Genomic DNA, 23,562 nt, shown 5'->3' on the forward strand with positions numbered 1-23,562 from the left:
GTGCGGGCCACCGAACCGGCGGCCCGCACGCGACCCCCGGACCTAGGGGCAGCCCAAGCCCTCGCGGTAGCCGTCGGGCTGGTTGCCGGCGGCCATCTCGTCGGCGTACTGCCAGAACACCTCGGGATAGCCGCCCTCGGCGCTCATGTCGTTGAGGATCTTCCAGCCGTGGCTGCCGGACATGGCGGTCACGGCCTGGCGGGCCGCCACCTCGTCGCCGGCCTTGCGGGCGCGCAGCCACTCGTCGATCCAGCCGCAGCCGACCCGGGCCATCACCTGGGCGCCGAACTGGTACGGGTCGTTCGTGCCCACCCCGGTCAGCGCGTCGGCGTCGAACCTCGGCGGCAGCGGGACGCCGGCCAGGACCTTGGCCGTCGCCTCCTTGGCCTTGCCGGGAGTGACGATCTCGGGCGGCAGGGCGGCCAGCCACGTCTTCACGTCGACGCGCTTGATGTGGGTCAGCACCTCGCCGAACGTCGCCCGGGTCCACTTGCCGCGGGTGCGGAGCTCGGCGAAGACGTCGTCGCGGGGGCGCAGCATAATGGCGAAGTCGTCCGCGCTGTACGTGAAGACGTCGCCCGGCCAGCCGTCGACCTTGCCGGGCTGGGGGGCGCTGACGTCCAGCCGGTCCTCGTAGTAACCCTGGTACTCGCGGGCGGGGTACCAGTTCATCTCCAGCCCGCGGTCGCCGTTCGTGAAGGTGATCTCGCCGTCGGCCTCGACGAAGCCGTAGACCGAGGTGACCTTCCAGCCCGGCTCGTCGATGAGCAGGCGCGGGTTCTGCTCGGCGGCCCGCAGCACGAGGTCGTTCCAGGTGCCGGCGTCGTAGGAGGGAGTGGCGGACGAGGTGGGGGGCGTGGCGGTCGCCTGGCCACCGGAGCGGTGGCTGACGGCGACCGAGACGGCGAGCACCCCGGTGACGGCGGCGGCCGCGGCCACCGCCGTGAGCAGGCGGCGGCGCCAGGGCGTCACGACACGGTCGGCAGACATGATCTCCTCGAGAAGGCTCTCCCGCGCCCCGCGCAGAGCATCGCCGTGGAGAGCAACGCCCGGTTGGTACGGGTCGGCGTCGTGAACCATCCGGTCGAGCTCGTCGTCGGTGGTCATCGCCCCTCCTCGGGTGCGGGTGCGGATGCGGGCGCGGATGCGGATGCGGGTGCGGATCTGGGTGCGGACGCGGATGCGGGTGCCGCTCCAGATCCGGGTTCGGTCAGGACGTCGAGCACATGTCCGGGCGCGGCCGGATCGTCACCGATGAGCTCACGCAAACGCGCCCGGGCCCGGGACAACCGGGTGCGGACCACGGCCGGGCTGACCTCGAGCACCGCGGCCGCCTCCCGCGGCTCGAGCCCCTCCCACACCGTGAGCTGCAGGACCTCGCGGTCGAGACCGCCGAGCCGGGCCAGCGCCTGCGTCAGCGCGAGCCGCTCCGGCACCTCACGGCCGGGGTCGGGCACGACCGCCGACAGACGCTGGCGCAGCCGCAGGCCGAGCCGTTCCCGACGGACCCCGCCCCGGTGGTGGTTGGCGAGAACGTGCCGGGCCACGCCGTACAGCCAAAGTCTCGCCTCGCTCTCGGGTGGGATCTCGGCGCAGCGTCGCCAGGCGACCAGGAACGCCTCGGCCACGACGTCGGCGGCATCGGCCGGCTGGGCGACGCGCCGCATCGCGTACGCCAGGAGGGCTTCGAAGTTTTCGGCGTAGATCAGCCGGAACCGCTGCTCGAAGTTCACGTCCACCCCATGTCCGGCATGGCCCGCATCGTGACAGACGATTTCCAGGTATGGCGATGGTTGACGCCCACCGGCCCGGGTCGAGTCAAGGACAGACGCGCTGACACCCGCGCCCCGCCGGGCTGACGATGGCCGCACGACTGCCAAGGAGGTCAGCCATGAGAGCACCAACCGAGGACCTGGTCAAGATCACCGCGATGGTGGAGACGGCGCTCGACGAGGTCAGCATCCCCGATACCGGCATCGGGCTGCGCGAGCACCCGCTCTCCCGCATCGCCGCCGAGAACGCGATCACATCCAACATCGGCCGCATCGTCCTGGCCGGCCGCACGTCGGCCAACAGCACATGGGTCCAGTTCAACATCGACAACGGCGGCGGGTACGCGTCGACGTGGCCGGAGTGGGCGTTCGCCATCGCGCGGGATGCGCTGCTCAACGACAAGAAGGTCTGGGTGCTGGCCAACGGTGACCCGTTCGGCGGCAACCTCGTGAACGTTCTGCTCTACGCGCCCTGATCGCCGGCCGCTCTATCATCGGCTGTCGCACCGCGCATGGACGGTGCACACGACCGGAGGGCACCCGATGACCGGCAGCCGGCAGCAGGACCCGCAGGCTCTCGGCAGCCTGCGCGCGGCGGACGGCAAGGGGATCGTCCGCATCGAGCGCCGCCTCGGCGCCGGCGTCGACGAGCTGTGGGCGGCGCTCACCGAGCCCGGTCGCCTGGCGAGCTGGCTCGGTGAGGTCGACGGTGACCTCCGGCCCGGTGGCGGGTACCGCTCCCGCTTCTTCTCCAGCGGGGCGGAAGCCACCGGGCGGGTCGCGGCCTGCGATCCGCCGCGGCGGTTCAGGGTGGTGGCCAAGGGCGCGCACGCCGCCCACGAGCAGGTCATCGACGTCTCGCTGACGGGCGACGAGGGTGGGACGGTTCTCGTCGTCGAGCAGCGCGGGCTTCCGCTCGAGTGGCTCGCCGTCTTCGCGGCCGGGCTGCAGATCCACATCGAGGACCTCGCCGCGTACCTCGCCGGCGGCGGACGCTGCGACGCCGATGCGCGGATGGGCGAGCTGGTCCCGGCCTACGAGAGCGTCCCGGTCACCGGCTAGCCCCGGGCCGCTCTCGCACCCTCTTCCGGTACGCGGCGACGGCCACCCGGTTGGCGCAGGCGGTGCTGCAGAATCGGCGCGAGCGGTTGCGCGTCAGGTCGAGGACGACGCCGTCGCAGGTGTCGTCGGCACACACCGCCAATCGCGACATCTCGTCGCCTCGAACCAGGTCGGCCATCGCCATCGCGGTCTCCACCAGCACGCGCTGCACCAGGGGCGCGTCGGCGGCCACGGCGTGGATGTGCCAGTCGATGCCGTCGTGGCGCATCAGCCGGGGCACGGCCCTGGCGTCCGCGAGCATCCGGTTGATCATCTCGGCGGCGGTGTCGCGGTCGGCGGTGAGCAGGGCGCGGAGCACGGGGCGTACGGCGCGCAGCTCGCCCAGCTCGCCGGCGTCCCGATCACGGCGGCCCGTGTAGCGGTGCCGGGCGTACCAGGCGTCGACCTGCTCGGTGGTCAGCAGCGTGTCCGGATCTTCGCCGCTGTTGACCAGCTCGACGGCGGCCTGCAGCGAGGCCTCCGTGTCATGGGCTAAGAGCATGTTGACATCTTACCGCAATTTTCCTAGCGTCATTAGTCATGACCCAGTTAGCCAATGACAGACCCGCTCTCTCGGCAGCGCCCGGTCTCGGCAGCGGCCTGGCTCTCGCCATCGTCTCCGCCACGACGTTCGGCCTCTCCGGCCCGCTGGCGACCGGCCTGCTGACCACCGGGTGGAGTCCCGGGGCGATCGTGCTCGGCCGCATCGCGATCGCGGCGCTCGCGCTGGCGCCCTTCGCTCTCCGCGCCCTGCGCGGCCGGTGGCATCTGCTGCGCCGCCAGGTCACCCAGGTCCTGCTGTACGGCATTCTGGCCGTGGCCGGCGCCCAGTTCTGCTACTTCTCGGCGGTCGCCATGATGGACGTCGCGCCCGCCCTGCTCATCGAGTACACGGCGCCGGCCGCGGTGGTGGCCTGGCTCTGGCTGCGCCGCGGCCAGCGTCCCCGGCCGCTGACCGTGCTCGGTGCGGTCGTCGCCGCCGCCGGCCTGGTGCTCGTGCTCGACCTGGTCTCCGGCGCCGACTTGGCATGGTCGGGCGTGGCCTGGGCGCTGGGCGCGATGATCGGCGCGACCGCGTACTTCCTGATCTCGGCCGACACCGACAGCGGCCTGCCGCCGATGGCCCTGGCCGGGTCCGGTCTGTTCGTGGGTGCGCTGTCGCTGGCCCTGCTCGCCGCGGTCGGCCTGCTGCCGATGCACGCCTCCACGGCCGCCGCGCACTACGCGCTGGGCTCGCCGGCGTGGTGGGTGCCGTTGCTGCTGCTCGGCCTGGTCACGGCGGCCGTGCCGTACGCGACCGGCATCGCGGCCAGCCGCCGGCTCGGCTCCCGCGTGGCGTCGTTCGTGGCGCTGCTCGAGGTGGTCGCGGCGGTGCTGTTCGCCTGGCTCCTGGTGTCGCAGCTGCCCGGCGTCATGCAGCTGGCCGGCGGCCTGCTCATCATCGGCGGCGTGGTCGCGGTCCGGCTGGGTGACCGCGAGATCGCCTAAGGTCGGGGCATGACCTCGCACGTCGAGCTCTTCAACGCCGCCGTCCGCAGTGGAGATTGGGCGTCCTTCGCGGCGCTGTTCCACCCCGAGGCCGTGATGACTTTCAAGCCGGGCCCGTCGTTCCAGGGGCGGGAGGCGATCCTGGCGGCATACCAGGCCTCGCCCCCGTCCGACACCATGCGGGCGCTCGGGTCGCGCTTCGTGCCCGCCGAGGAGGCGGAACCCACCCTCGGCGCCCCGGCTCCCGCTTCTCCCCCCGGCCCGCCCGGCCCGCCTTCCGCACCCGCCTCTTCGGACATTTCCGAAATTACCGACTTCGAGTGGTCGAAGGGCGGCACCGGAACCATGACGATCCGGCGCTCCGGCGGCCTGATCACCATGCTCGCGGTGGAGTTCACGTGAGCGTCGACCTGTTCGCCGGTGTTCCGGTCGGCGACTTCCAGGAGGCCGTGGAATGGTATTCGGCGCTGCTGGGCGGCCCGCCGGCCTTCTTCCCGAATGACGTCGAAGCGGTCTGGGAGATCGCGCCGCACCGCTACCTCTACGTCGAGCACGCACCCACCAAGGCCGGGTACGCGATGCACACCCTCTTCGTCGACGACTTCGACGAGCGGATCGCGGCGATCTCCGGGCGGGGAATCACCCCGGCCAAGGAGGAGACGTACGACAACGGGGTGCGCAAGACGACGTACGCCGACCCGGACGGCAACGAGATCGGCTTCGGTGGCGGACCGGCCCCGTCTTGATCGCCGGAAAATGTCGGTGGGTGCCGCTAGGGTCCCGGCCATGAGCGATGCCACCGCCTTTCTGCGAGCCGACCTGTCGCGCGCCCGCTTCCAGCTCTCCCGATTCGACGACGCGTCGTTCCTCGGCTGCCGGTTCGACGGCACCCGCCTGCACATCATCGAGGCGTCGAGGGTCCGCATGACCGGCGTGGAGTTCGACGACGTCGAGATCTGGGGCGAGGTCGGCAACCTCACGGTCAACGGGGTCGAGGTCGGGCCGCTCGTGGAGGCGGAGCTCGACCGGCGCCATCCCGAGCGGGCGGCGATGCGGCCGTCCGACGCCGCCGGCTTCCGCGAGGCGTGGGCGACGGTCGAGCGGCTCTGGGCCGGCACGGTGGCCCGGGCGCGCCGGCTCGACCCCGCCCTGCTGCACGAGTCGGTCAACGGCGAGTGGTCCTTCATCGAGACGCTGCGCCACCTGGTGCTGGTCCACGACGGCTGGATCGCCCGCACGCTCCGCGGCGAGCCGGCGCCGTTCGACCCGCTGGGCCTGCCGTGGGACGACCCCGACCCCGACCGCGCCCTCCCACCCGGCCTGACCCGCGACCGCGAGGCACGCCCGTCGCTCGACACCGTCCTGAAGCTGCGGGACGACCGAATAGCCGCGGCCCGCGACCTGATCGACGCGCTGACCGACGAGACGCTGGACGCCCGGACGGAGCCGAACCAGGTGGACGGCTGGCCTGAAAGCAACGCCTACCGAGTACGCAACGTCCTGCTGCACGTGCTCGGCGAGGAGTGGGCCCACCACCGCTACGCGACCCGAGACCTCGACGCACTCGCGGCGCGGTGAGCGGGTCGGCGCCGGATCGGCAACCGCCCTAGGCTGCGGGGCATGGCGCACGAGGTGGCGGTGGCGGAGGTCGAAGCTCGCCCGACGGCGGTCGTGCGGGCGGCGACGACCTGGGCCCAGTTCGGGGGCATCTGGGGCGATCTGCTCGACCAGGTCTGGGCGTGCCTGCGGGCCGAGGGGGTGAGCCGCGGCTTTCCGAACGTCATGCTCTACCTCGACGACGTGCCGCACGTGGAGGTGGGCGTGCTGCTGACGCGGCCGGTTCGGCTCAGCGGGGACGTGGTGCGGTCGGAGCTGCCGGCTGGACGGGTGGCGCGGACCGTCCACAGCGGACCGTACTCGGCGCTCTGGTCGGCCCACGAGGACGTCGTGGCCTGGTGCGACGATCGGGGGCTGCGCCGGGCCGGGCCGCGGTGGGAGGTCTACGGGCCGCATCGGGAGGCGCCGGCGCAACCCGAGATCGAGGTCTGTCACCTGCTGGCGGGCTAGGGACTGTCCGTGGATCACGCGAGTGCGAGGCGCGGTCCGTGGACAGAACACCTAGGCCGCGGCGAGCAGGACGGCCAGGGCGCCGCCGGAGAGGGCGATGCCGCCGAGGAAGAACAGCGGGATGGTGACGGTCATCAGGCGCAGGTCGGCCTCGGTCTCGCGGATGACGTCGGCCCAGCCGCCGGTGGTGAAGACCGTGCGGCCACGGCGGGTCAGGACGCCGTTCTCCAGGTGGGCCAGCGCGAAGACCGGAAGGCCAGGCGGAAGGCGGGTTTCCCGTACGGTGACCCGGTCGCCCCTCTTCAGACGGCCGGACATCGCCTCGGGGATCCACGGCGGCGGGCTGCTCGCGCGTTTGTGGGTGTATTCGAGCGTGGTCGTCTCGGTCGCCGGGGTGGCCCCGGCGAAGACGCCGGGCTCGATCGGCACCGTGCGGCCCGTCGCGTCGACCAGGGTGGGGTGGCCGGGCGTGCGGGGGCCCTCGGCGTGCCAGGTGAGGTCGCGGTCGCTGTCGCCGGAGCGCTCGCAGGTGGCGTCCACGCGGAACCAGGCGCACTCCGCCGCGCTGAGCGGACCGACCTGCAGCCCGGACGGACCGGCCTGAGTGCGGCCCTCGACGGCGACGCGGCCGGGCCGCCAGGAGGCGATCGGGGCCGGCGGGGTGCGGCGCAGCAACCGCGCGCGACGCAGGTTGCCGACGCTGATCAGGGCGAAGATGCCGGTCACGCCGACCAGGCACGCACCGAGGAGCAGCACGACGGCGGCAGCGGTGGCCATGCGCACAAGATAGCGGCGGCGCGCACTATCGTGGCCCGGTGGACGAGTTGCGGTACCGGGTCCTGCGGGCCGAGTCCGAGTACGACTCGGTGAAGAAGGACGCCCGGGTGGCGTACGGGATCTGGCTGGTTCTGGGGATTTTCGGCGGTCACCGCTTCTACCTGGGCGACACCGGCCGCTCGATCGCGATGCTGTTCACGCTCGGCGGGCTGGGCGTGTGGACGCTGGCCGATCTGTTCTTCGTGGGCCGGCGCGTCCGCACGGTGAACCGGGCCCGCCGAGCGGCGATCATGGCCCGCTACGGCATAGTCGACGCGTCGTCCTGACCGAACGGTCCATCGCGCCTACGGCTCCTGCGACATCTTGTCGGCGATCAGGCCGGGCAGGAAGTTCTCCAGGTTGCCGATCTCCTCGATGTGGTGGCGGATCCACGGCCGGATCCGCAGCCCGGCCCGCCGGTGGGCCAGCTGGTTCAGCGCGACGCGGCCGAGCAGGGAGTCGTCGCCGATCGTCATGGTGGTCGCGAAACGGGCGCCGAGCGGCGAGGACGTGAACTCGTTGACCATCCGCACCAGCGACGTGCCGGCCACCTCTTTGGCGATGACGGCGCGGTTCTCGTGCATCTCGGTGATCTCGACGCGGAGGTCGAGCGCGTTGCCCGGGTCGCGCTGCAGGGCCTCGGTCAGGTGCAGGCGGGTGCCGTCGACCTCGCAGCCGAGGTGGTCCAGCGGGTGCCAGACCAGAAACCGCGAGCAGGTGGTGCCGGCGTAGGTCATGTCGCCGGCCAGGTGCCGGAACCACCAGCTGATCATCGACGGCGTCACCCCGCGCAGCGGCGCGTGCTGGATGTCGACCACGGTGACGCCGTCCCGGCGCAGAATGTTCACCCGTGCCGACTCGACCGGACGCATCGCCCACAGCACCGGAAGCGGAGCGGTCACCATTCGCGGCGCGTTCCCCGCCCCGAGCGACATCAAACCGATGACTTCCCCCTCCCCCGGCGGTCAGACCAGGCATGACCTATCCGAAGCACCCCGGTGTCGACGCGTACCTCGCCACGCTGCCCGAGTGGCAGGCGCGGCTCGGCGCGGACCTGCGCGATCTCATCCACGCGGCGATCCCGGCGATCGAGGAGACGATCAAGCGCACCGTACGCCCGTACTTCGTCCACCACGGGAACGTGTGCGCGTTTCTCGGCGCCAAGGATCACCTCAACCTGTTCCTGTACGACGGCGCGATCGTGCCCGACCCGGACGGCATCATCACCGGCGGCCACGGCAACAGCACCGCCCGGACCGTGGCGTTCCGGGCCGGCGACGAGATCCCGCGCGCGGCGCTGACCGCGATGCTGCGGGAGATCGCCGCCAACAACGAGGCCGGCGGGTGGCGCGCGATCAAGTCGCGGTGACCCTGGCCGGGGCCGGGATGAAGTACTCGCTCATCTTGCAGCTGCCCTCGCGCGGGGCCTTCACCATCCGCGGGATGCGCTTGGTGCAGTGGATGTACGCCTCGTGCACCCGGGTGACGACCCAGAGCCGCGCCCGCTGCCCGGCCGGTGTGCCGATCTGCTCGTCCGGGTCCTCGACGATCTCGGCGGTGCCGTTCACGTGCAGGCCGACGGTCGCACCGAAGTCGATGAACAGGATGCCGACGTGCGGGTTTCTGGTGATGTTGCCGAGGCTCGCCATCACCCCGTTGCCGGGCAGCTCGGGCCAGCTCAGGTGCTCCTGGTCGAGCACGCGCACGAAGCCGGGCGGCCCGGCCCGGAACGTGTTGTCGCAGCCGCCGGAAGCGTCCGCGGTGGCCAGGAACATCATCTCCTGCCGCCCGATGAAGTCGCGCATCGCGTCGTTGAGATGGGACAGCACCTGCCGCGCGTAGAAGCCGTCCGCCCTGTGCCGCGTGCCGAGCCGGTCCTGAAGCTCTCGCTCACCGTCGTGCATGATGCCCCTCCTGCCACCGCCGGGACCCCGTGCGCGACAGTTTCACTGAGTGACTTCATGACCGCATAGCGTTGCAACTTGCATTGATCGCGTTGAATCGCCCCTGCTGACGGGCGTTCGCCCAGCATCCGCCCGGTGCGGCCGATGTCGAGGATCGTTCACGTCGTCACCCTATCGAGTGACAAGTCACCGGTTGTAGACCGCCAGGTAGTCGATCGTCATCTCACCACCTGAGACGGTTTGCGCGTTCGGTCCGCCGCCGAACGCGGACGGGAAGCCGCCGCCGATGGCCAGGTCGAAGATGATGAAGAACGGATGGTCGACGGCGTTGCGCCAGGTCGCGGCGTCGACCCGGTCCTGCTTCAGCGTGAAGTAGTTGCTGCCGTCCAGGAACCACCGGATCCGCTCGGGCGTCTGCGAGCGGTCGATCTCCACCGCATACGTGTGAAAGCCCGTCTGGCACCCGCCGCAGGAATGCTCCCCGCTGCCAATGCCGGTCGACTCGCCGCACGGACCGCCGGGGTTGGTGCCGCAGTGCAGCGTGCCGAAGACCGACGACCGGCCGTTGATGTCCTCGAGGATGTCGACCTCGCCGATCGCCGGCCAGGTGCCGCCGTTGCGCAAGCCGTTGCCGAGCATCCAGAAGGCGGGCCAGTAACCGGCGCCGTTGGTCCGGGTCACGTTCGGCTGCCGGATGGAAGCTTCCATCCGCACGACACCGCCCTTGGCCGCGCCGAACGACGACGAGTTCGTCTCGAAGCGCCCGGAGGTCCAGCCGCTCGCCGGGTCGGAACCGCTGTGCAGGGCCCGCAGCACCAGGTGGCCGCGGCCGTCGTGGAAGACGTTGCGGGTGCTGTCGGTCATCGTCTCGATCTCGCCGGTGCCGAACTTGCTGCCCGGGCCGGTGTCGTAGCGGTACTTCGAGGTGTCCAGGCCGGTGCCGGCCGCCCCGTCGAACGAGTCGTAGAAGGTGGTCTTGAAACCGCCCGGCTTCGCGGCGGCCGTCGCCGATCGCGTCGGCGCTTTCGCACCCGCTTGTGAAGAAGACGTGGCCGTGGCCGATGCGGTCGCGGACTTCGCCCCGCCGGTCGGCGTGCCGCCGCCGGCGGGCTTCGTCGCCGGCCCGGGTGACGGCGCGGTCGCGGCGCCGGGCTTCGCGGCGGCGAGTGAGCGGCCCGGGTTCGCGTCGCGGCCCTGGCGAGCGGCCGCAAAAGCGGTCACCGCTCCCACCAGCACCACGACGACGGCCACCGCGGCACCGGCGATCACCAGCCGCGACATCGGCGCGGCGTGCCGGCCGCCGGCGCCGGCTCCGGAATCGTCACCGGGCGAACCCCGGTGGAACTGCTCGGACATGTCGCTCCTGACGCTTCGGTGGCCGCCGCAAAGCTAGCCACCGCGCCCACGCGACCGGCAACCCGGAACACCGTTTTTCCAAGATCTGCAACGTCCGGGAAAAAGCGTTACGTCATTTCGTGGAATGGCTTTCGCGGTTCTTAACGGCGCCTTAGGCCACCGTTTCCGGCGCGCCCCGCCTTGCGCCAGCAGGCGGACGGTCAGGCGCGGGCGCCGCCGTCGACTCGGAGGATCACGCCGGTGACGAAGGACGCACGGTCGCTGAGCAGCCACGCGGCGGCCTCGGCGATCTCCTCGGGGTCGGCCTGGCGGCCGAGCGGCGTCTGCGCGACGAGGCGATCGACCAATCCGGGTGTGTGCGACTCCCACTCGGCGATCATTTCCGTACGCGTGTTGCCCGGCGCGATGGCATTGATGCGGATGTTCTCCGGCCCGTACGTAATGGCCGCCGATTCGGTGATGCTGTTGACCGCCCGTTTCATCGCACCGTAGGCGGGCAGCGCCGGGTTTCCGGTCAGGCTGCCGACGCTGGAGATGTTGACCACCGCGCCCGCGCCCGCCGTCGCCCGGATGGCGGCGACCTGCTCCGTCATGGCCAGCCACACGCCGCGAAGGTTGACCTCGTAGAGCCGATCGAAATCGGTAAGCGTCACCCGGTCGATCGGTCCCGGCGGCGAGATCGTCGCGCCGTTGTTGAAGGCCACGTCGAGCCGGCCGTGCCGCCGCACCGTCTCCGCGACCGCCGCCCGTACGCTCTCCGGGTCGCCGAGGTCGCATACGACGTAGGAGGCGGCCTCGCCGATCTCCGCGGTCACGGCCCGCAGTTGGTCCTCGGTGCGCGCGGCCAGCACCACCCGCGCGCCTTCCCGGGCGAACAGCCGGGCCGCCGCCGCCCCGATCCCCCGGCCCGCCCCGCTGACGAACGCGACCTTGTCCTCGAGCAGAAGTGTCATGCGGCCAGCCTGCGCCGGCCGCGCCGGGCCCAGGCAGGCATCGGTGGTACCTGGATGAGCCGATCAGGTGCGCGCACACTGGGCACGTGGATCGACGGGAACTCGCGCACTTCCTGCGCAGCCGGCGCGAGCGGATCACCCCGGCCGACGCCGGGCTGCCGGCCGGTGTCCGCCGCCGCACTCCCGGGCTGCGCCGCGAGGAGGCGGCCCGGCTCGCGCACATCTCCACCGAGTACTACACCCGGCTCGAACAGGCCCGCGGTCCCCGGCCGTCGCGCGAAGTGCTGGCCGGCCTGGCCCGTGCGCTGCGGCTGACCGACGCCGAGCGCGAGCACCTGCACCACCTGGCGGGCGAGCCGGCCGCGCCGCCACGAGGCCCGTCCCGGGAGGTCCGGCCGAGCATCCTCGACCTGATCCAGCGCCTCCCGAGCGCGGCGGCCACGGTGATCTCGGCCGGCTTCGAGGTGCTGGCCTGGAACGACCTGGCGGCGGCGCTGATGGAGGACTTCTCGGCGGTCCCCCGCCGCGAGCGCAACCTCGTGCGCCGCGTCTTCCTCGGACCGCACCTGTACGGGGTGTCCGACGCCGCCGAGTTCGCCCGAAGCGCCGCCTATCGCCTCCGGGCGACCGTGGCCCGGTACCCCGGCGATCCCGAGCTGGCCGAGCTGGTCCGCGACCTGCGCGCGGGGAGCGCCCACTTCCGGGAGCTGTGGGCGTCGCACGAGGTAGCCGCCGAGCCGACGCTGCGCAAGACCTTCCAGCACCCGATGGTCGGGCCGGTCACCGTCAACTGCGACGTCCTCGACATCGCCGACCGTGACCAGCGGCTGGTCGTCTACACCGCCGTCCCCGGCTCACCGTCCGAGGAAGCGCTGCGCCTGCTCGCGGTGATCGGCACCCAGCGGCTGGACGTCGCCGGCTAAGAGGCGCAGTGCTCGAAGTCGCTGTCGTAGGAGGCGTCGCCGATCGTGCCGCCCCACTTCACGCAGACGCCGTCGGCCTTGGCCTTGACCGGGCCGGCGTAGTACTCGAAGGCGCCGGCGTCGGTGACCCGGGGCTGGCCCTGCACCTCGAGGTAGGCGGAGGCGGCGGTCGCCTGGCCGAGGTCGGTGGCCTTGAGGGCGACGGTGCAGTTCTTGCCGGTGGCCGCGTTGTACATCAGGTAGACCCGGCCGCGCACGACACCGGCCGACTTCAGCGGGGCCTGGTCGATGACCGCGAACTCGCTGCCGCAGACGGCCTTGGGCGTCTGCGGGTTGGTGGCGGGCGCGGACCCGGACGACGCGGACCCGCTCGGCTCGGCGCTGGCGCCGGCGGCCGGGTCGGTGGCCGGGTCGGTGGTGGCCGGTGCGGTGGTGGTGGCGGCGCGGCTGGGCTTGGTCTTGACCGGGGCCGCCGATCGGGCCGGGCCGGGCTTGGCGTGGTTCTGACCGCTGTCGGCCGGGCCGTTCGCGATGCCGAGGCCGGGGTCCTGGCCCTCGGTCTGGGCGACGCTGCGGTCCGGGCGCAGGGCGAAGACGGCGCTGATGCCGACGACGATGGCGAAGACGGCCGCGACCACGACGGCGATCGTGGTGGTGGTGCGGCGGCGGCCACCGGCCGCGGGCATGCCGCCCGGCGGGGTGGTGGCGGCGGGCGGCACGAACGCGGCCGGAACGGGCGCCGCCGAGGCGTAGGCGGGCGGCCGCGACACCGGGGCCGAGGCCGAGGCGAACACGGGCCGCGGCGCGCCGCCGGCCGAGGAAGAGCCCGGCTGAGCCCCGGCGGGCGAGGCAAAGCCCGGCGACGCGGCGGCAGCCGGGGGAAAGCCCGTCGAGGCGGAGGGCGGGCGAAGGGCGGCGGCGCGGGTCGGGGGCGGGCCGGTGCGCAGGGCGGCGCGGGCGGCGGCGGCGAGGGCGGCGGCGCTCGGGCAGCGGCGGGCCGGGTCCTTCTCGAGGGCGCGCAGCACCACGGCGGCGACCGGCGGCGGGATGTCGGCCGGCAGCGTCGGCGGCTTGCCGGTGACGAGCTGGGTGAGCACCTGCAGCGGCTCGCCGACGTAGGGCGGGCGGCCGGTGAGGCAGCAGTACGCGACCGCGCCCAGCGCGTAGACGTCGGTGACCGGCGTGACCGGCTTGCCCTCGGCCTGCTCGGGCGCCATGTAGTGGGCCGAGCCCAGGACCATGCCGGTGCTGGTCAGCTGCTGTGCCGTGGCGGACCGGGCCACGCCGAAGTCGACGAGGACGAGGGCGCCCCCCGGGCGTACCAGAAGGTTGGAGGGTTTGACGTCGCGGTGCACGATGCCGGCCTCGTGCGCCACCTGCAGCGCGTCGGCGACCTGCGCCACCATCTGGAGGGTCTCGGCCACGCCCAGCCGACCGGCCGCCTCGATCCGCTTGGACAGCGGCGTGCCGTCGACGAACTCCATGACCAGGTAGTCGAGGCGGCGGCCGCCGACGACCGCGTTCTCCCCGTAGTCGTAGACCTGCACGATTCCCGGGTGCCGCAGCGCCGCCATCATCCGCGCCTCGCGGCGGAACCGGTTGATGAAGTCGGCGTCGGACATCAGCGTCGGCAGCAGCACCTTGATCGCCACACCCCGGTGCAGCAGCATGTCGGTGCCGCGCCAGACCTCACCCATCCCGCCGGCGGCGATCCGCTCGGTAAGCCTGTAGCGCTCGCTCAGCACGGTTCCCGTGGTCAGCACCCGCAACATGCTACTGGGCAGGCCAAACCTCAATAGGTGGCGCGGCCGCCGCTGATGTCGTAGACGGCGCCGGTGGAGAAGGACATCTTGTCGGAGCACAGCCAGGCGATCAGCTCGGCCACCTCCGACGGGCGGCCGGGCCGCCGCATCGGGATCAGGCTGGTGATGTGGGCCAGCGCCTCGGGGCCGGTGGCGGCGTTCATCGGGGTCTCGATGACGGCGGGGGCGATCGCGTTGGCCAGCACGCCGGTGGTGGCCAGCTCCTTGCCGAGCGACTTGGTGAGGGCGATGACGGCGGCCTTCGACGCCGAGTAGGGCGACATGTTCGGGTTGCCGTCCTTGCCGGCCATGCTGGCGATGTTCACGATGCGGCCCCAGCCGCGGGCGATCATGCCGGGCACGAACGCCCGGCAGGTGTTGAAGGTGCCACCCACGTTGACCGCGAAGACCTTCTCCCAGCCCTCGGGGGGAACCTCCCACAGCGGCACGTTGGGTCCGACGATCCCGGCCGAATTGACCAGGATGTCGACGTCACCGACCCGCGCCGCGGCCGCATCGACCGCCTCGTGCTCGGCGACATCCACGACGAAGTCCGCGTCGGGTGAGATGTCGAAGACAACGACGCGCACTCCCTCGGACCGGAGCCGCGCCACGACCGCGGCGCCGATGCCGCTCATGCCGCCGGTGACGACGGCCAGGCGCGCGGCCATCAGTGCGACTCCCGCGAGACGGTCCAGCCACTCGACCCGACGAGGAAGGAGAGGTCGGCGCCGGTGTTGGCCTGGCCGACCGTCTCGACGTACAACCTCTCCCAGCCCCGGACCGGCGCGGCGTAAGCCGCCGACGCCTCGGCCGAGGGTGACCGCGCCGCCAGCTCCTCCTCCGGGATCTCGACGTCGAGTCGTCGCTTCGCGACATCCAGCACGATCATGTCGCCGGTGCGCACCTTCGCGAGCGGTCCGCCGGCGGCGGCCTCCGGGGTGACATGCAGGACCACCGTCCCGTACGCGGTGCCGCTCATCCGCCCGTCGCAGACCCGCACCATGTCGCGCACCCCCTGAGCGAGCAGCTTGGCCGGCAGCGGCATGTTCGACACCTCGGGCATCCCCGGGTAGCCCTTGGGACCGCACCCGCGCAGCACCAGCACCGAGTCGGCGGTCACCTCCAGGTCGGGGTCGTCGAGCCGGGCGTGCAGGTCCTCGATGGAGTCGAACACCACGGCCGGCCCCCGGTGGGTCAGCAGCTCGGGGGTGGCCGCCGCCGGCTTGATGACGGCACCGTCCGGCGCCAGGTTCCCGTAGAGCACCGCGATCCCGGCCTCCGGCTGCAGGGGCGCCGAGCGTGCCCGGATCACCTCCCGGTCGTAGACCACCGCGTCGTCCAGATAGGACACCAGCGGTTCCCCGGTGACGGTCAGCGCGCCCGGGTCGAGCAGGTCACGCACCTCGCGCAGCACCGCGTGCAGCCCACCGGCCCGATACAGGTCGTCCATCAGGAAGCGCCCGGCCGGCTGCAGGTCGACCAGCAGCGGCACACCCGAGCCGACCCGGTCGAAGTCGTCCTGGGTCAGCGGCACACCGAGCCGCCCGGCGATGGCGAGCAGGTGCACCACCGCGTTCGTCGAGCCGCCCAGCGCCGCGAGCGCCACGATCGCGTTGAGGAACGACTCGCGCGTCATCACCTGGCTCGGCCGCCGCTCGTCGTCGACCATCCGGACCGCCAGGACGCCGGTCGCGTGCGCGGCTTCGAGCAGCCGGCTGTCCGGGGCGGGCGTGCCGGCGATCCCGGGCAGGGTCATGCCGAGCACCTCGGCCAGCAGCCCCATCGTCGATGCCGTGCCCATGGTGTTGCAGTGCCCGCGACTGCGGATCATCGACGACTCGGTGCGGATGAACTCGGCCGCGCTCATCGTCCCCGCGCGTACCTCCTCGGAAAGCTGCCACACCCCGGTGCCGCAGCCGAGCGGGACGCCGCGGAAGGTGCCGGTCAGCATCGGCCCGCCCGGCACCACCACCGCCGGGATGTCGACCGAGGCCGCCGCCATCAGCAACGCCGGGATCGTCTTGTCGCAGCCGCCGAGCAGCACCACGCCGTCGATCGGGTTGGCCCGCAGCATCTCCTCGATGGCCATCGCCGCCATGTTGCGCCAGAGCATCGCGGTCGGCTTGACCTGGGTCTCGCCGAGCGACACCACCGGCAGGTTGAGCGCGATGCCGCCGGCCTCGTGGATCCCGTCGGCGACGCTGCGGGACACCTCGTTGAGATGCGCGTTGCAGGGGGTCAGGTCGGAGGCCGTGTTCGCCATCGCGATGTGCGGCCGGCCGTCGAACGCGTCGGCCGGTAATCCGCGCCGCATCCAGGCCCGGTGGATGTAGCTGTTCCGGTCGTCACCGCCGTACCACTCCGCGCTCCGCCGCATTTCCGCACTGTAAACCTTTCAACTTGGCGGAACAACGGTCTAACATCCGGAACGTGACCGACCTGTCCGACCGCCTCGTCGGGGCCGACCGCGTGCTCGCCGTGCTGGCCGAGCTCGCCCGGCACCCCGACGGCATCGGCCTGGACGACATGGCCCGGGCGATGGCGAGCCCCAAGCCGACCGTGCACCGGGCGCTGGCGTCGTTGCGCCGGGCCGGCTTCGCGGCGCAGGACGGCCCCGGGCGGTACGTGCTCGGCGACGAGTTCCTGCGGCTGGCCTTCGCCCATCACGAGGCCCGGCCCGATCATCTGCGGGTCCAGCCGGTGCTGCGGCGGCTGTGCGAGACGTACGGCGAGACGGTGCACTACGCGACGCTGGACGGCCGGTGGGTGGTCTACCGGTCGAAGCTCGACCCGCCGAGCGGTGCGGTGCGGCTGACCTCGGTCGTGGGCGGCCGCAACCCGGCGCACACCACGGCGGTCGGCAAGCTGCTGCTCTCGTTCGTGCTGCACTCGGCGGCCGAGGTGCGCGACTGGATCGGTGACGAGCCGCTCACGACGCCGACCGGGAACTCGATCGGCACCGCCGAGGCCCTGCACGCCGAGCTGGTGCGCACCCGCGAGCGCGGCTACGGCGTCGACGACCAGGAGAACGAGCCGGGCGTCAACTGCCTGGCCGTCCCCGCGTTCCTGACCTCGCCGAGCCGGCCCAGCGGGGCGATCAGCATCAGCGGCCTGGCCTACCGCACGCCGCTGTCCGCGCTCGTCGACGATGTGCCCGCGATCCGCGCGATCGTGGCCGGAACGGAGTCCTCTTGATCACCTACACGGCCACCCCGGTGAGCCCGGACGCCTACACCCTGGGCGAGGGCCCGATCTGGGATCCGCTCCGGGAACGGCTGCTGTGGGTCGACATCCAGGCGGGCAAGGTCTTCGCCGGCCGCGTCTCGCCGTTCGCAGTGCTCGAGTCCTGGTCGTTCGACTCGGTCGCGGCCGCGGTTGCCGTGGCCGAGAACGGCACGCTGCTGGTCGCCACGGCCGACTCCCTCGTCCGGGTGGACCGCGACGGGAAGCGCACGACCCTGGCTCGCGTCCTCTTCAGCGACGCCAGCCGCCTGAACGACGGCGGGGTGGATCCGGACGGGCGATATCTCATCGGGAGTATGTCTTTGTCCGAGAAATCGGGCAGCGAGATCCTCGTGCGGTTCGAGAACGGCGAGCTGACCACGATCGACGACGACCTGACCCTCTCCAACGGGCTGGCGTGGGTCGGCGACCAGCTCTACAGCATCGACTCCACGCCGCAGGTCGTCTACGGCCGCACCTACCCCGACGGCCCGCGCCGGGAGCTCTTCCGCGTCGAGGCCGGCCTGCCCGACGGGATGTGCGCCGACCGCGACGGCAACCTCTGGATCGCCGCACACGGCGCCGGCCGGGTCGAGCGCCGCAGCCCGGCCGGCGAGCTGCTCGCGGTCGTCGAGGTCGCCGCCTCCCAGCCGACCAGCGTGGCCTTCGCCGGGCCGCAGCTCGACGTCCTGGTCATCACCACGGCCACCGACGGGCTCGACGCGCCGGCCGAACACGACGGGCGCATCTTCACGACCGCCGTGGAAACGGCGGGACTGCTCACGCCGTACTGGAACCCCGCCCTCTGAGACCACCGGAGACCTCGTGTATCTCATGCGTGTCGGCGCCCCCGGCGCCGAAAAGCCCGTCGTCCGCGTCGACGACGCCACCTATGTCGACGTGTCCGACCTCGTCCGGGACTTCGACGAGGCGTTCTTCGGCGGCGACGGGATCCGCCGGCTGGCCGAGCCGGTCGCCGAGCGGATCGCGGCCGGTGAGGTCGAGCCCCTCGGCCACCAGCGGATCGGCGCGCCCATCGCCCGGCCGCACCAGATCCTGTGCATCGGCCTCAACTACCGCGACCACGCCGCGGAGACCGGGCAGGCGGTGCCGGAGGAGCCGATCCTGTTCACCAAGTCGCCCAACACGCTGGTCGGGCCCAACGACGACGTCCGCATCCCGCGCGGCTCCGAGAAGACCGACTGGGAGGTGGAGCTGGGCATCGTCATCGGCAGCCGGACCTCCTATCTGGACAGCGTCGAGGACGCCGCCGCCAGCATCGCCGGCTACGTGCTGGTCAACGACGTGAGCGAGCGGGCGTTCCAGATGGAGCGCGGCGGCCAGTGGAGCAAGGGCAAGTCGGCCGAGACGTTCAACCCGGCCGGCCCGTGGCTGGTCACCCCGGACGAGATCCCGGACGTGCTCGACCTGGACATGTGGCTGGACGTCAACGGCGTACGGCGGCAGACCGGCAACACCCGCACGATGGTCTTCGACCCGTACTTCATCGTCCACCACCTGAGCCAGTTCATGGTTCTCGAGCCCGGTGACCTGATCAACACCGGCACCCCGCCCGGCGTCGGCATGGGGTTCCGGCCGCCGATCTGGCTGCGACCCGGCGACGTCATCGAGCTCGGCATCGACCGGCTCGGGCGCGGGCGGCAGCGGGTCCTGGGTCCGCGCTGATGCGGGCGCTCGTCTTCACCGGGCCGGGACGGGCCGAGGTGCTCGACGTGCCGGCGCCGGTCGCCGGGGACGGGCACGTGGTCATCGACGTCGAGCGGGTCGGCGTCTGCGGCACCGATCTGGAGCTGCTCGGCGGGGACATGAGCTATTTCCGTACGGGGGTGTCGGCCTACCCGCTGCGGCCCGGCCACGAGTGGTGCGGGGTGGTGACCGCGCTCGGCCCCGGGGTGGACGAGAGCTGGCTCGGGCGGCGGGTCACCGGCGACACGATGATCGGCTGCGGGACGTGCCGCCGCTGCCTCGCCGGGCGGCACCACGTCTGCGAGTTCCGGTCGGAGCTGGGCATCCGCGGCGGGATGCCCGGAGCGCTCGCGGCACAGCTGGCCTTCCCGGCCGCGTACCTGCATGCCCTTCCGCCCTCGATCGACCCGGCCGCCGGTGCGATGGTCGAGCCCGGCGGCAACGCGCTGCGGTGCGTCTCCGCTCTGGAGCTGACCGCCGGCGAGCGGCTTCTCGTCCTGGGCACCGGCACGATCGGCCTGCTCGTGGCCATGTTCGCCCGGGCCCGCGGCATCTCGGTCCATCTGCTGGCCGAGAAGGCGGACTTCGTCACGCTTCCGCGCTCGCTCGGCTTCCCCGACGTCTGGACCCGCGACACCCTGCCGTCGCTGCCCTGGGACGGCATCGTCGACGCCTCCACCGGCCAGGACATCCCCGCTCTCGCGCTGGAGCTGATCGAGCCCGGCCGCCGCGTCGTCTACATCGGACTCGCGCACGAGCCGAGCCGCGTCGACACCCGCGAGCTGGTGCTCAAGGACGTGACGGCGGTGGGCATCCTGGGCGCGTCGGCCGGCCTTCCCGGAGCGATCAGCGCGTACGCCGATGGCAGCGTCGACCCGCGCAACCTGATCGCGGCGACGGTCAGCCTCGACGGGATCGTCGACGTCCTCGCCGGCCGGCGCCCGCCCGGGTCCGGCCCGAAAGTTCACGTGGATCCATCCTTGGAGGGCTGAGATCATGACCGAGTTCGCCGGCCTCAACGCGATCGTCACCGGGGGCGCCTCCGGCATCGGCCTCGCCACCGCCACCCTGCTGTCCACCCGCGGCGCCGCCGTGGCCTGCCTCGACCTCAACCCCGCGGTGCCGGCGCCGCTGCGGGGCATCAAGGCCGACGTCACCGACGACGCCTCGGTCCGCGCCGCCGTGACCGAGGCCGCGTCAGTCCTCGGCGGCATCGACATCGTCGTCAACAACGCCGGCATCGGCGCCCAGGGCTCGGTCGAGGACAACGACGACGCCGAGTGGGCGCACGTCTTCGACGTCAACGTCCAGGGCATGGTCCGCACGACCCGGGCCGCCCTGCCCCACCTGCGCCGCTCGTCGCACGCCGCGATCGTCAACGTCTCCTCGATCGCCGCCACCGCCGGCCTGCCGCAGCGCGCGCTGTACTCCGCCACCAAGGGCGCCGTGCTGTCGCTGACCCTGGCGATGGCGACCGACCACCTGCGCGAGGGCATCCGGGTCAACTGCGTGAACCCCGGAACCGCCGACACGCCGTGGATCGGCCGTCTGCTCGCCAAGGCCGCCGACCCGGAGGCCGAGCGGGCCGCCCTCGAGGCGCGCCAGCCCACCGGCCGCCTGGTCACCGCGGACGAGGTGGCGGCCGCGATCGCCTATCTGGCCAGCCCGCTGGCGTCGGCCACGACCGGCACGTCGTTGGCCGTCGACGGCGGCATGCAGGGCCTGCGCCCGCGCCCCCGCAAATAGCGGGTCAGTCGCCGAACTGCTCGCCCTCCGGCAGCGGGCGCCGCCCGGCGAAGCCGAGGTCGGCCCGGTGGTACCAGTTCAGCGCGGCGTCGCCCTCGAGCCAGCAGAGCAGCACCGGAACCCCGTCGAGGTCGGCCGGGAAGTCCACGAGCAGCGGCGCGATGCCCTTGAGCTCGGCGCCGGTCTCCTGCACCGCGGTCATCAGCTCGTTGAGCCGCGCCTCGGCCGCCTTGCGCTCGGGGAGCCCGCCCAGCGAGGTCGGCTCCCCGCCCGGCGTGAGAGCCGCGGAGAGCTCCACCATGTCGGCCCGCACCGCGACGATCTCGTCGAGCACCGGGCGCAGCCGAACGAGCTCGTCCCGAGCCTGCGCCAGCGTGAACAAACCCATGGGCGTCAGTGTGACACCAGCCTGCTGCCCGACCGGCAGAGGCCCGCTGACCGCCGCGGACGACTCGCAGCGCGGCGATCGCGAATTGAGTCGGGTCATCGGCGGATTTCGGGTGTAAACAGAGGGGTAGGCGCAAGCGTCAGGGAACTCGTCGGATATTCCGGACAGATGGGAGCATCCGGTAATGCCCACCTTCACGGTGGGCGCGGCTCATCCGTTCAGTGGGATCGCTTCGACAGGTTCTCGACGTACGCTTCCGGCCTGAGCGGTCCTGCGAACCGGTCGGGCCGGAGTGTCGGCTCGAGGAGGAGGGCGTCGGATGGGCACCGAGGACACGCGGCAGGAGTTCGACGGAATAGTCGAGCGACTGACCGCCGATTACCCGTCTCTGGCACGGACTGGCACGGCACCCTGGCCGCGCCCGCTGCTGATAACGGTCTTGATCGTCGGCGGCGTGGTGTGGGCGTTCCTCTCGATGGCGATGGTGGCGTGGGGCTTGCGCGGCGTGGTGCTCACGTGCGCGGTGGTGCTGGGCGCGGTCGCGGCCCTCGCGATCCGCAACTATCGCTGGCGGACGGGTCGCTGACCTGACCTCACCGCGGCCGGAGCCCCGGCCGCGGCGCTCCATCGGCGCGCGCGACGTCGCGCCGATCAGTCGCGCCCGCTGCGCGTCCGATACCTCGCGCCGTTCAGTCGCGCCCGCTGCGCGTCCGATATCTGCCGTGCGCCCGCTGCCCACTGCGCCGTGATGCCTGCTGTGCAGCCGCTGCCCACTGCGCCGTGATGCCTGCTGTGCGGCCGCTGCCCACTGCGCGTCCGATACCTGCTGTGTCTGCGCTGCCCTGCGCCGTGATGCCGAATGCACCGCCCTCAAGGCCGGTCTCTCCTTTGGACGCCCGTCCCGCACCTCTGGACGCCGGCTCCTCTAGACGCCCGTCCCGCCACCTCGGCCCGCCGCGGCGTCCCGGCCGAGGCGGGCGTCGGACGTGGCATGAGCCTCGGCGTGGTTCGCCACCGTAGGTCCGCCGTCGGCCATCGGCGCGGCGTCAACCGTCGGCGGACCGTCGGCCACCGGCGCGGCGTCAACGGTCGGCGGAGCGTCGGCCATCGGCGCGGCGTCGACCATCGGCGCGGCGTCGGTCGCGGCGAGAGGCGTCTCCCCGGCACGCTCATCCGCCGCGGATGAGGCGGTCGCCCGCGGCTTGGCGTACACCTCGATCTCCGTCGTGCACAGGTCGGCGGCGGAGAAGCGCCGGAAATCCGGGTGCAGCGGGAAGCCGCCCTCCAGCGCCGCCCGCGACGGCTCGTCGATCGTGCGCTCGCACCGTTCGATGTCGAAACCGGCGTCGATGAACATGCGCTCCAGCTGCGACGCGCGCAGGCGGTTGCAGTAGGAGAACTCGTTGCCGCCGACCTTGCGCCACTCCGCGCCGGAGAACCGCAGGAAGTTGATCCGGGTGATCCGCGGATCCTGGTGCGCGAAGTGGTCGCTGGGGTCGATCAGGTGCGCCGCGAAGCCGGCCGGCCCGAGCAGGCGCCGCGACTCGGCCAGGATCTCGCGCAGCGCCCGCGGGGTCACGTGCTCGAGCACGGACATCGAGAAGCTCAGATCGAAGCTGCCGTCGGCGTCCGGCATCCGCGACGCATCCCCCGGCGCCTCGTAGTGCACGCCGATCCGGTCGAGGATCTCGGGCACCGGCCGGCCGTGCAGATCGGCGATCACCGCGAGCCGCCGCCGGACGAGGTCGGCCGGGATCAAACCCTCATAAAGATCAACGACCCGGTTCCCGTACGTCGTGAGCCTCGTCAACATCGACGCCGTCAACCGTTGGTTCAGTCGTCGATGCAGGTCGACCGTCACGACCTCGGACGCGCCGGCCAGGAAGAACCCGACGGGCGCCGCCGGCAGATGCCCGGTCCCGATCTCGAGGCAGCGCATCCCGTCCAGCCGGAAGCCCTGGTCGACCAGCCGCCGCAGCATGGCGGCGTGCCGCGGCAGCCGACGGAACGGATCGTCGGACAACCGCCCGAAACGGCGCTGGATGACCTGGTAGAGCGCCGCCCCGCCGGGCGCCGCCGCGCAGGCCTTCTGGATCAGCGCCTTCCGCTCCCATCGCATACCGCAATTTATCGCTTATGTCCCGTTCGGGAGGGAGAAGCGCCCGGGCGGGAGTCACGCGGTCGGCAGGGGTCACGCGGTCGGCAGGGGTCACGCGGTCGGCAGGGGTCACGCGGTCGGCAGGGGTCACGCGGTCGGCAGGGGTCACGCGGTTCGAAGGGGTCACGCGGTCCGAAGGGGTCACGCGGTCGGAAG

29 protein-coding genes are annotated in these 23,562 nt (G+C 72.3%); 16 read left to right on the forward strand and 13 right to left on the reverse strand.

Features of this window, described 5'->3' with window-relative positions:
• Positions 1-42: 42 nt before the first annotated feature.
• Together ACQP2F_RS27000 and ACQP2F_RS27005 are read right to left on the reverse strand one after the other, a co-directional pair.
• On the reverse strand, positions 43-1,107 hold the full coding sequence (locus tag ACQP2F_RS27000; RefSeq protein WP_433292056.1) for a hypothetical protein: 1,065 nt from the start codon (positions 1,105-1,107) through the stop codon (positions 43-45).
• The gene (locus ACQP2F_RS27005) at positions 1,104-1,733 is read right to left on the reverse strand and encodes an RNA polymerase sigma factor (protein WP_433292058.1); all 630 of its coding nucleotides are present in this window, start codon (positions 1,731-1,733) and stop codon (positions 1,104-1,106) included. Before ACQP2F_RS27005 ends, ACQP2F_RS27000 begins: the two co-directional genes overlap by 4 nt.
• A gap of 158 nt (positions 1,734-1,891) precedes the next feature.
• On the opposite strand from ACQP2F_RS27005, the gene ACQP2F_RS27010 reads away from it, so the two are divergent.
• Complete coding sequence (locus tag ACQP2F_RS27010; protein ID WP_433292060.1) at positions 1,892-2,248, forward strand: hypothetical protein; 357 nt, start codon at positions 1,892-1,894, stop codon at positions 2,246-2,248.
• Between the two features lie 67 nt (positions 2,249-2,315).
• Positions 2,316-2,834 carry an SRPBCC domain-containing protein gene (locus ACQP2F_RS27015; protein WP_433292062.1) on the forward strand — a complete coding sequence of 173 codons (519 nt, stop codon included), beginning with the start codon at positions 2,316-2,318 and terminating at the stop codon, positions 2,832-2,834.
• Here ACQP2F_RS27015 and ACQP2F_RS27020 read toward each other — a convergent pair.
• Entirely contained in the window at positions 2,824-3,375 is a 552-nt protein-coding gene (locus ACQP2F_RS27020) for a CGNR zinc finger domain-containing protein (RefSeq protein WP_433292064.1), read from the reverse strand. The two genes, ACQP2F_RS27015 and ACQP2F_RS27020, sit on opposite strands and share 11 nt — an antisense overlap.
• Positions 3,376-3,413: 38 nt before the next feature.
• Between ACQP2F_RS27020 and ACQP2F_RS27025 the strand changes: the two genes are divergently transcribed.
• Genes ACQP2F_RS27025 through ACQP2F_RS27045 form a run of 5 tightly spaced genes read left to right on the forward strand, consistent with a single transcriptional unit; the run spans position 3,414 to position 6,428 of the window.
• Complete coding sequence (locus ACQP2F_RS27025; protein WP_433292066.1) at positions 3,414-4,361, forward strand: EamA family transporter; 948 nt, start codon at positions 3,414-3,416, stop codon at positions 4,359-4,361.
• A gap of 9 nt (positions 4,362-4,370) precedes the next feature.
• Positions 4,371-4,763 (forward strand): YybH family protein, encoded by a 393-nt coding sequence (locus ACQP2F_RS27030; protein WP_433292068.1) that lies wholly within the window; start codon positions 4,371-4,373, stop codon positions 4,761-4,763.
• Positions 4,760-5,107, forward strand: a complete 348-nt coding sequence (locus ACQP2F_RS27035) for a VOC family protein (protein ID WP_433292070.1) — start codon at positions 4,760-4,762, stop codon at positions 5,105-5,107. The genes ACQP2F_RS27030 and ACQP2F_RS27035 overlap by 4 nt, the downstream gene beginning before the upstream one ends.
• Before the next feature lie 40 nt (positions 5,108-5,147).
• A complete protein-coding gene (locus ACQP2F_RS27040) occupies positions 5,148-5,939 on the forward strand; it encodes a DinB family protein (protein ID WP_433292072.1) in 792 nt (263 codons plus the stop codon).
• Positions 5,940-5,981: 42 nt separating this feature from the next.
• Positions 5,982-6,428 carry a GyrI-like domain-containing protein gene (locus ACQP2F_RS27045; RefSeq protein ID WP_433292074.1) on the forward strand — a complete coding sequence of 149 codons (447 nt, stop codon included), beginning with the start codon at positions 5,982-5,984 and terminating at the stop codon, positions 6,426-6,428.
• A gap of 51 nt (positions 6,429-6,479) precedes the next feature.
• On the opposite strand, the gene ACQP2F_RS27050 is transcribed toward ACQP2F_RS27045, so the two are convergent.
• Positions 6,480-7,205: a hypothetical protein gene (locus tag ACQP2F_RS27050; RefSeq protein ID WP_433292076.1), complete on the reverse strand. Its 726-nt coding sequence runs from the start codon at positions 7,203-7,205 to the stop codon at positions 6,480-6,482.
• A 38-nt stretch (positions 7,206-7,243) separates the two neighbouring features.
• Between ACQP2F_RS27050 and ACQP2F_RS27055 the strand changes: the two genes are divergently transcribed.
• A complete protein-coding gene (locus ACQP2F_RS27055; protein ID WP_433292078.1) occupies positions 7,244-7,531 on the forward strand; it encodes a TM2 domain-containing protein in 288 nt (95 codons plus the stop codon).
• Positions 7,532-7,549: 18 nt separating this feature from the next.
• Here the strand turns inward: ACQP2F_RS27055 and ACQP2F_RS27060 are convergent, their stop codons facing one another.
• Positions 7,550-8,149, reverse strand: coding sequence for a hypothetical protein (locus ACQP2F_RS27060; protein ID WP_433292080.1), 600 nt, complete (start codon positions 8,147-8,149; stop codon positions 7,550-7,552).
• Between the two features lie 71 nt (positions 8,150-8,220).
• On the opposite strand from ACQP2F_RS27060, the gene ACQP2F_RS27065 reads away from it, so the two are divergent.
• Positions 8,221-8,613 carry a DUF1801 domain-containing protein gene (locus ACQP2F_RS27065; protein WP_433292082.1) on the forward strand — a complete coding sequence of 131 codons (393 nt, stop codon included), beginning with the start codon at positions 8,221-8,223 and terminating at the stop codon, positions 8,611-8,613.
• Here ACQP2F_RS27065 and ACQP2F_RS27070 read toward each other — a convergent pair.
• The 3 genes from ACQP2F_RS27070 to ACQP2F_RS27080 all read right to left on the reverse strand — a co-directional run bounded on the left by ACQP2F_RS27070 (position 8,600) and on the right by ACQP2F_RS27080 (position 11,457).
• Positions 8,600-9,148: a pyridoxamine 5'-phosphate oxidase family protein gene (locus ACQP2F_RS27070; protein ID WP_433292084.1), complete on the reverse strand. Its 549-nt coding sequence runs from the start codon at positions 9,146-9,148 to the stop codon at positions 8,600-8,602. The genes ACQP2F_RS27065 and ACQP2F_RS27070 overlap by 14 nt on opposite strands.
• A 186-nt stretch (positions 9,149-9,334) precedes the next feature.
• Complete coding sequence (locus ACQP2F_RS27075; protein WP_433292086.1) at positions 9,335-10,504, reverse strand: glycoside hydrolase family 16 protein; 1,170 nt, start codon at positions 10,502-10,504, stop codon at positions 9,335-9,337.
• A 200-nt stretch (positions 10,505-10,704) separates the two neighbouring features.
• Positions 10,705-11,457: an SDR family NAD(P)-dependent oxidoreductase gene (locus ACQP2F_RS27080; protein WP_433292088.1), complete on the reverse strand. Its 753-nt coding sequence runs from the start codon at positions 11,455-11,457 to the stop codon at positions 10,705-10,707.
• 86 nt (positions 11,458-11,543) lie between these two features.
• On the opposite strand from ACQP2F_RS27080, the gene ACQP2F_RS27085 reads away from it, so the two are divergent.
• Positions 11,544-12,380: a helix-turn-helix transcriptional regulator gene (locus ACQP2F_RS27085; protein ID WP_433292090.1), complete on the forward strand. Its 837-nt coding sequence runs from the start codon at positions 11,544-11,546 to the stop codon at positions 12,378-12,380.
• Here ACQP2F_RS27085 and ACQP2F_RS27090 read toward each other — a convergent pair.
• Genes ACQP2F_RS27090 through ACQP2F_RS27100 form a run of 3 tightly spaced genes read right to left on the reverse strand, consistent with a single transcriptional unit; the run spans position 12,377 to position 16,562 of the window.
• The gene (locus ACQP2F_RS27090; RefSeq protein WP_433292092.1) at positions 12,377-14,143 is read right to left on the reverse strand and encodes a protein kinase domain-containing protein; all 1,767 of its coding nucleotides are present in this window, start codon (positions 14,141-14,143) and stop codon (positions 12,377-12,379) included. The two genes, ACQP2F_RS27085 and ACQP2F_RS27090, sit on opposite strands and share 4 nt — an antisense overlap.
• Before the next feature lie 29 nt (positions 14,144-14,172).
• The gene (locus tag ACQP2F_RS27095; RefSeq protein WP_433292094.1) at positions 14,173-14,853 is read right to left on the reverse strand and encodes an SDR family NAD(P)-dependent oxidoreductase; all 681 of its coding nucleotides are present in this window, start codon (positions 14,851-14,853) and stop codon (positions 14,173-14,175) included.
• Positions 14,853-16,562, reverse strand: a complete 1,710-nt coding sequence (locus ACQP2F_RS27100) for an IlvD/Edd family dehydratase (RefSeq protein ID WP_433292096.1) — start codon at positions 16,560-16,562, stop codon at positions 14,853-14,855. Before ACQP2F_RS27100 ends, ACQP2F_RS27095 begins: the two co-directional genes overlap by 1 nt.
• Before the next feature lie 53 nt (positions 16,563-16,615).
• Here ACQP2F_RS27100 and ACQP2F_RS27105 point away from each other — a divergent pair, with 53 nt between their 5' ends.
• From ACQP2F_RS27105 to ACQP2F_RS27125, 5 genes are read left to right on the forward strand one after another with little or no spacing between them, the layout of a single operon-like run.
• Complete coding sequence (locus ACQP2F_RS27105) at positions 16,616-17,380, forward strand: IclR family transcriptional regulator (RefSeq protein ID WP_433292098.1); 765 nt, start codon at positions 16,616-16,618, stop codon at positions 17,378-17,380.
• Positions 17,377-18,216 carry an SMP-30/gluconolactonase/LRE family protein gene (locus tag ACQP2F_RS27110; protein WP_433292100.1) on the forward strand — a complete coding sequence of 280 codons (840 nt, stop codon included), beginning with the start codon at positions 17,377-17,379 and terminating at the stop codon, positions 18,214-18,216. The genes ACQP2F_RS27105 and ACQP2F_RS27110 overlap by 4 nt, the downstream gene beginning before the upstream one ends.
• Before the next feature lie 25 nt (positions 18,217-18,241).
• Entirely contained in the window at positions 18,242-19,093 is an 852-nt protein-coding gene (locus tag ACQP2F_RS27115) for a fumarylacetoacetate hydrolase family protein (RefSeq protein WP_433307624.1), read from the forward strand.
• On the forward strand, positions 19,093-20,106 hold the full coding sequence (locus ACQP2F_RS27120; protein ID WP_433292102.1) for a zinc-dependent alcohol dehydrogenase: 1,014 nt from the start codon (positions 19,093-19,095) through the stop codon (positions 20,104-20,106). Before ACQP2F_RS27115 ends, ACQP2F_RS27120 begins: the two co-directional genes overlap by 1 nt.
• 4 nt (positions 20,107-20,110) lie before the next feature.
• The gene (locus ACQP2F_RS27125; RefSeq protein ID WP_433292104.1) at positions 20,111-20,860 is read left to right on the forward strand and encodes an SDR family NAD(P)-dependent oxidoreductase; all 750 of its coding nucleotides are present in this window, start codon (positions 20,111-20,113) and stop codon (positions 20,858-20,860) included.
• Positions 20,861-20,864: 4 nt separating this feature from the next.
• On the opposite strand, the gene ACQP2F_RS27130 is transcribed toward ACQP2F_RS27125, so the two are convergent.
• Positions 20,865-21,248: a DUF2203 domain-containing protein gene (locus ACQP2F_RS27130; protein ID WP_433292106.1), complete on the reverse strand. Its 384-nt coding sequence runs from the start codon at positions 21,246-21,248 to the stop codon at positions 20,865-20,867.
• 319 nt (positions 21,249-21,567) lie between these two features.
• Between ACQP2F_RS27130 and ACQP2F_RS27135 the strand changes: the two genes are divergently transcribed.
• Entirely contained in the window at positions 21,568-21,834 is a 267-nt protein-coding gene (locus ACQP2F_RS27135) for a hypothetical protein (protein ID WP_433292108.1), read from the forward strand.
• Positions 21,835-22,173: 339 nt separating this feature from the next.
• On the opposite strand, the gene ACQP2F_RS27140 is transcribed toward ACQP2F_RS27135, so the two are convergent.
• Positions 22,174-23,367, reverse strand: coding sequence for a methyltransferase domain-containing protein (locus ACQP2F_RS27140; RefSeq protein WP_433292110.1), 1,194 nt, complete (start codon positions 23,365-23,367; stop codon positions 22,174-22,176).
• Positions 23,368-23,562: the final 195 nt, after the last annotated feature.

The sequence above is a fragment of the Actinoplanes sp. CA-030573 genome, from assembly GCF_050951115.1.
Classification (GTDB): domain Bacteria; phylum Actinomycetota; class Actinomycetes; order Mycobacteriales; family Micromonosporaceae; genus Actinoplanes.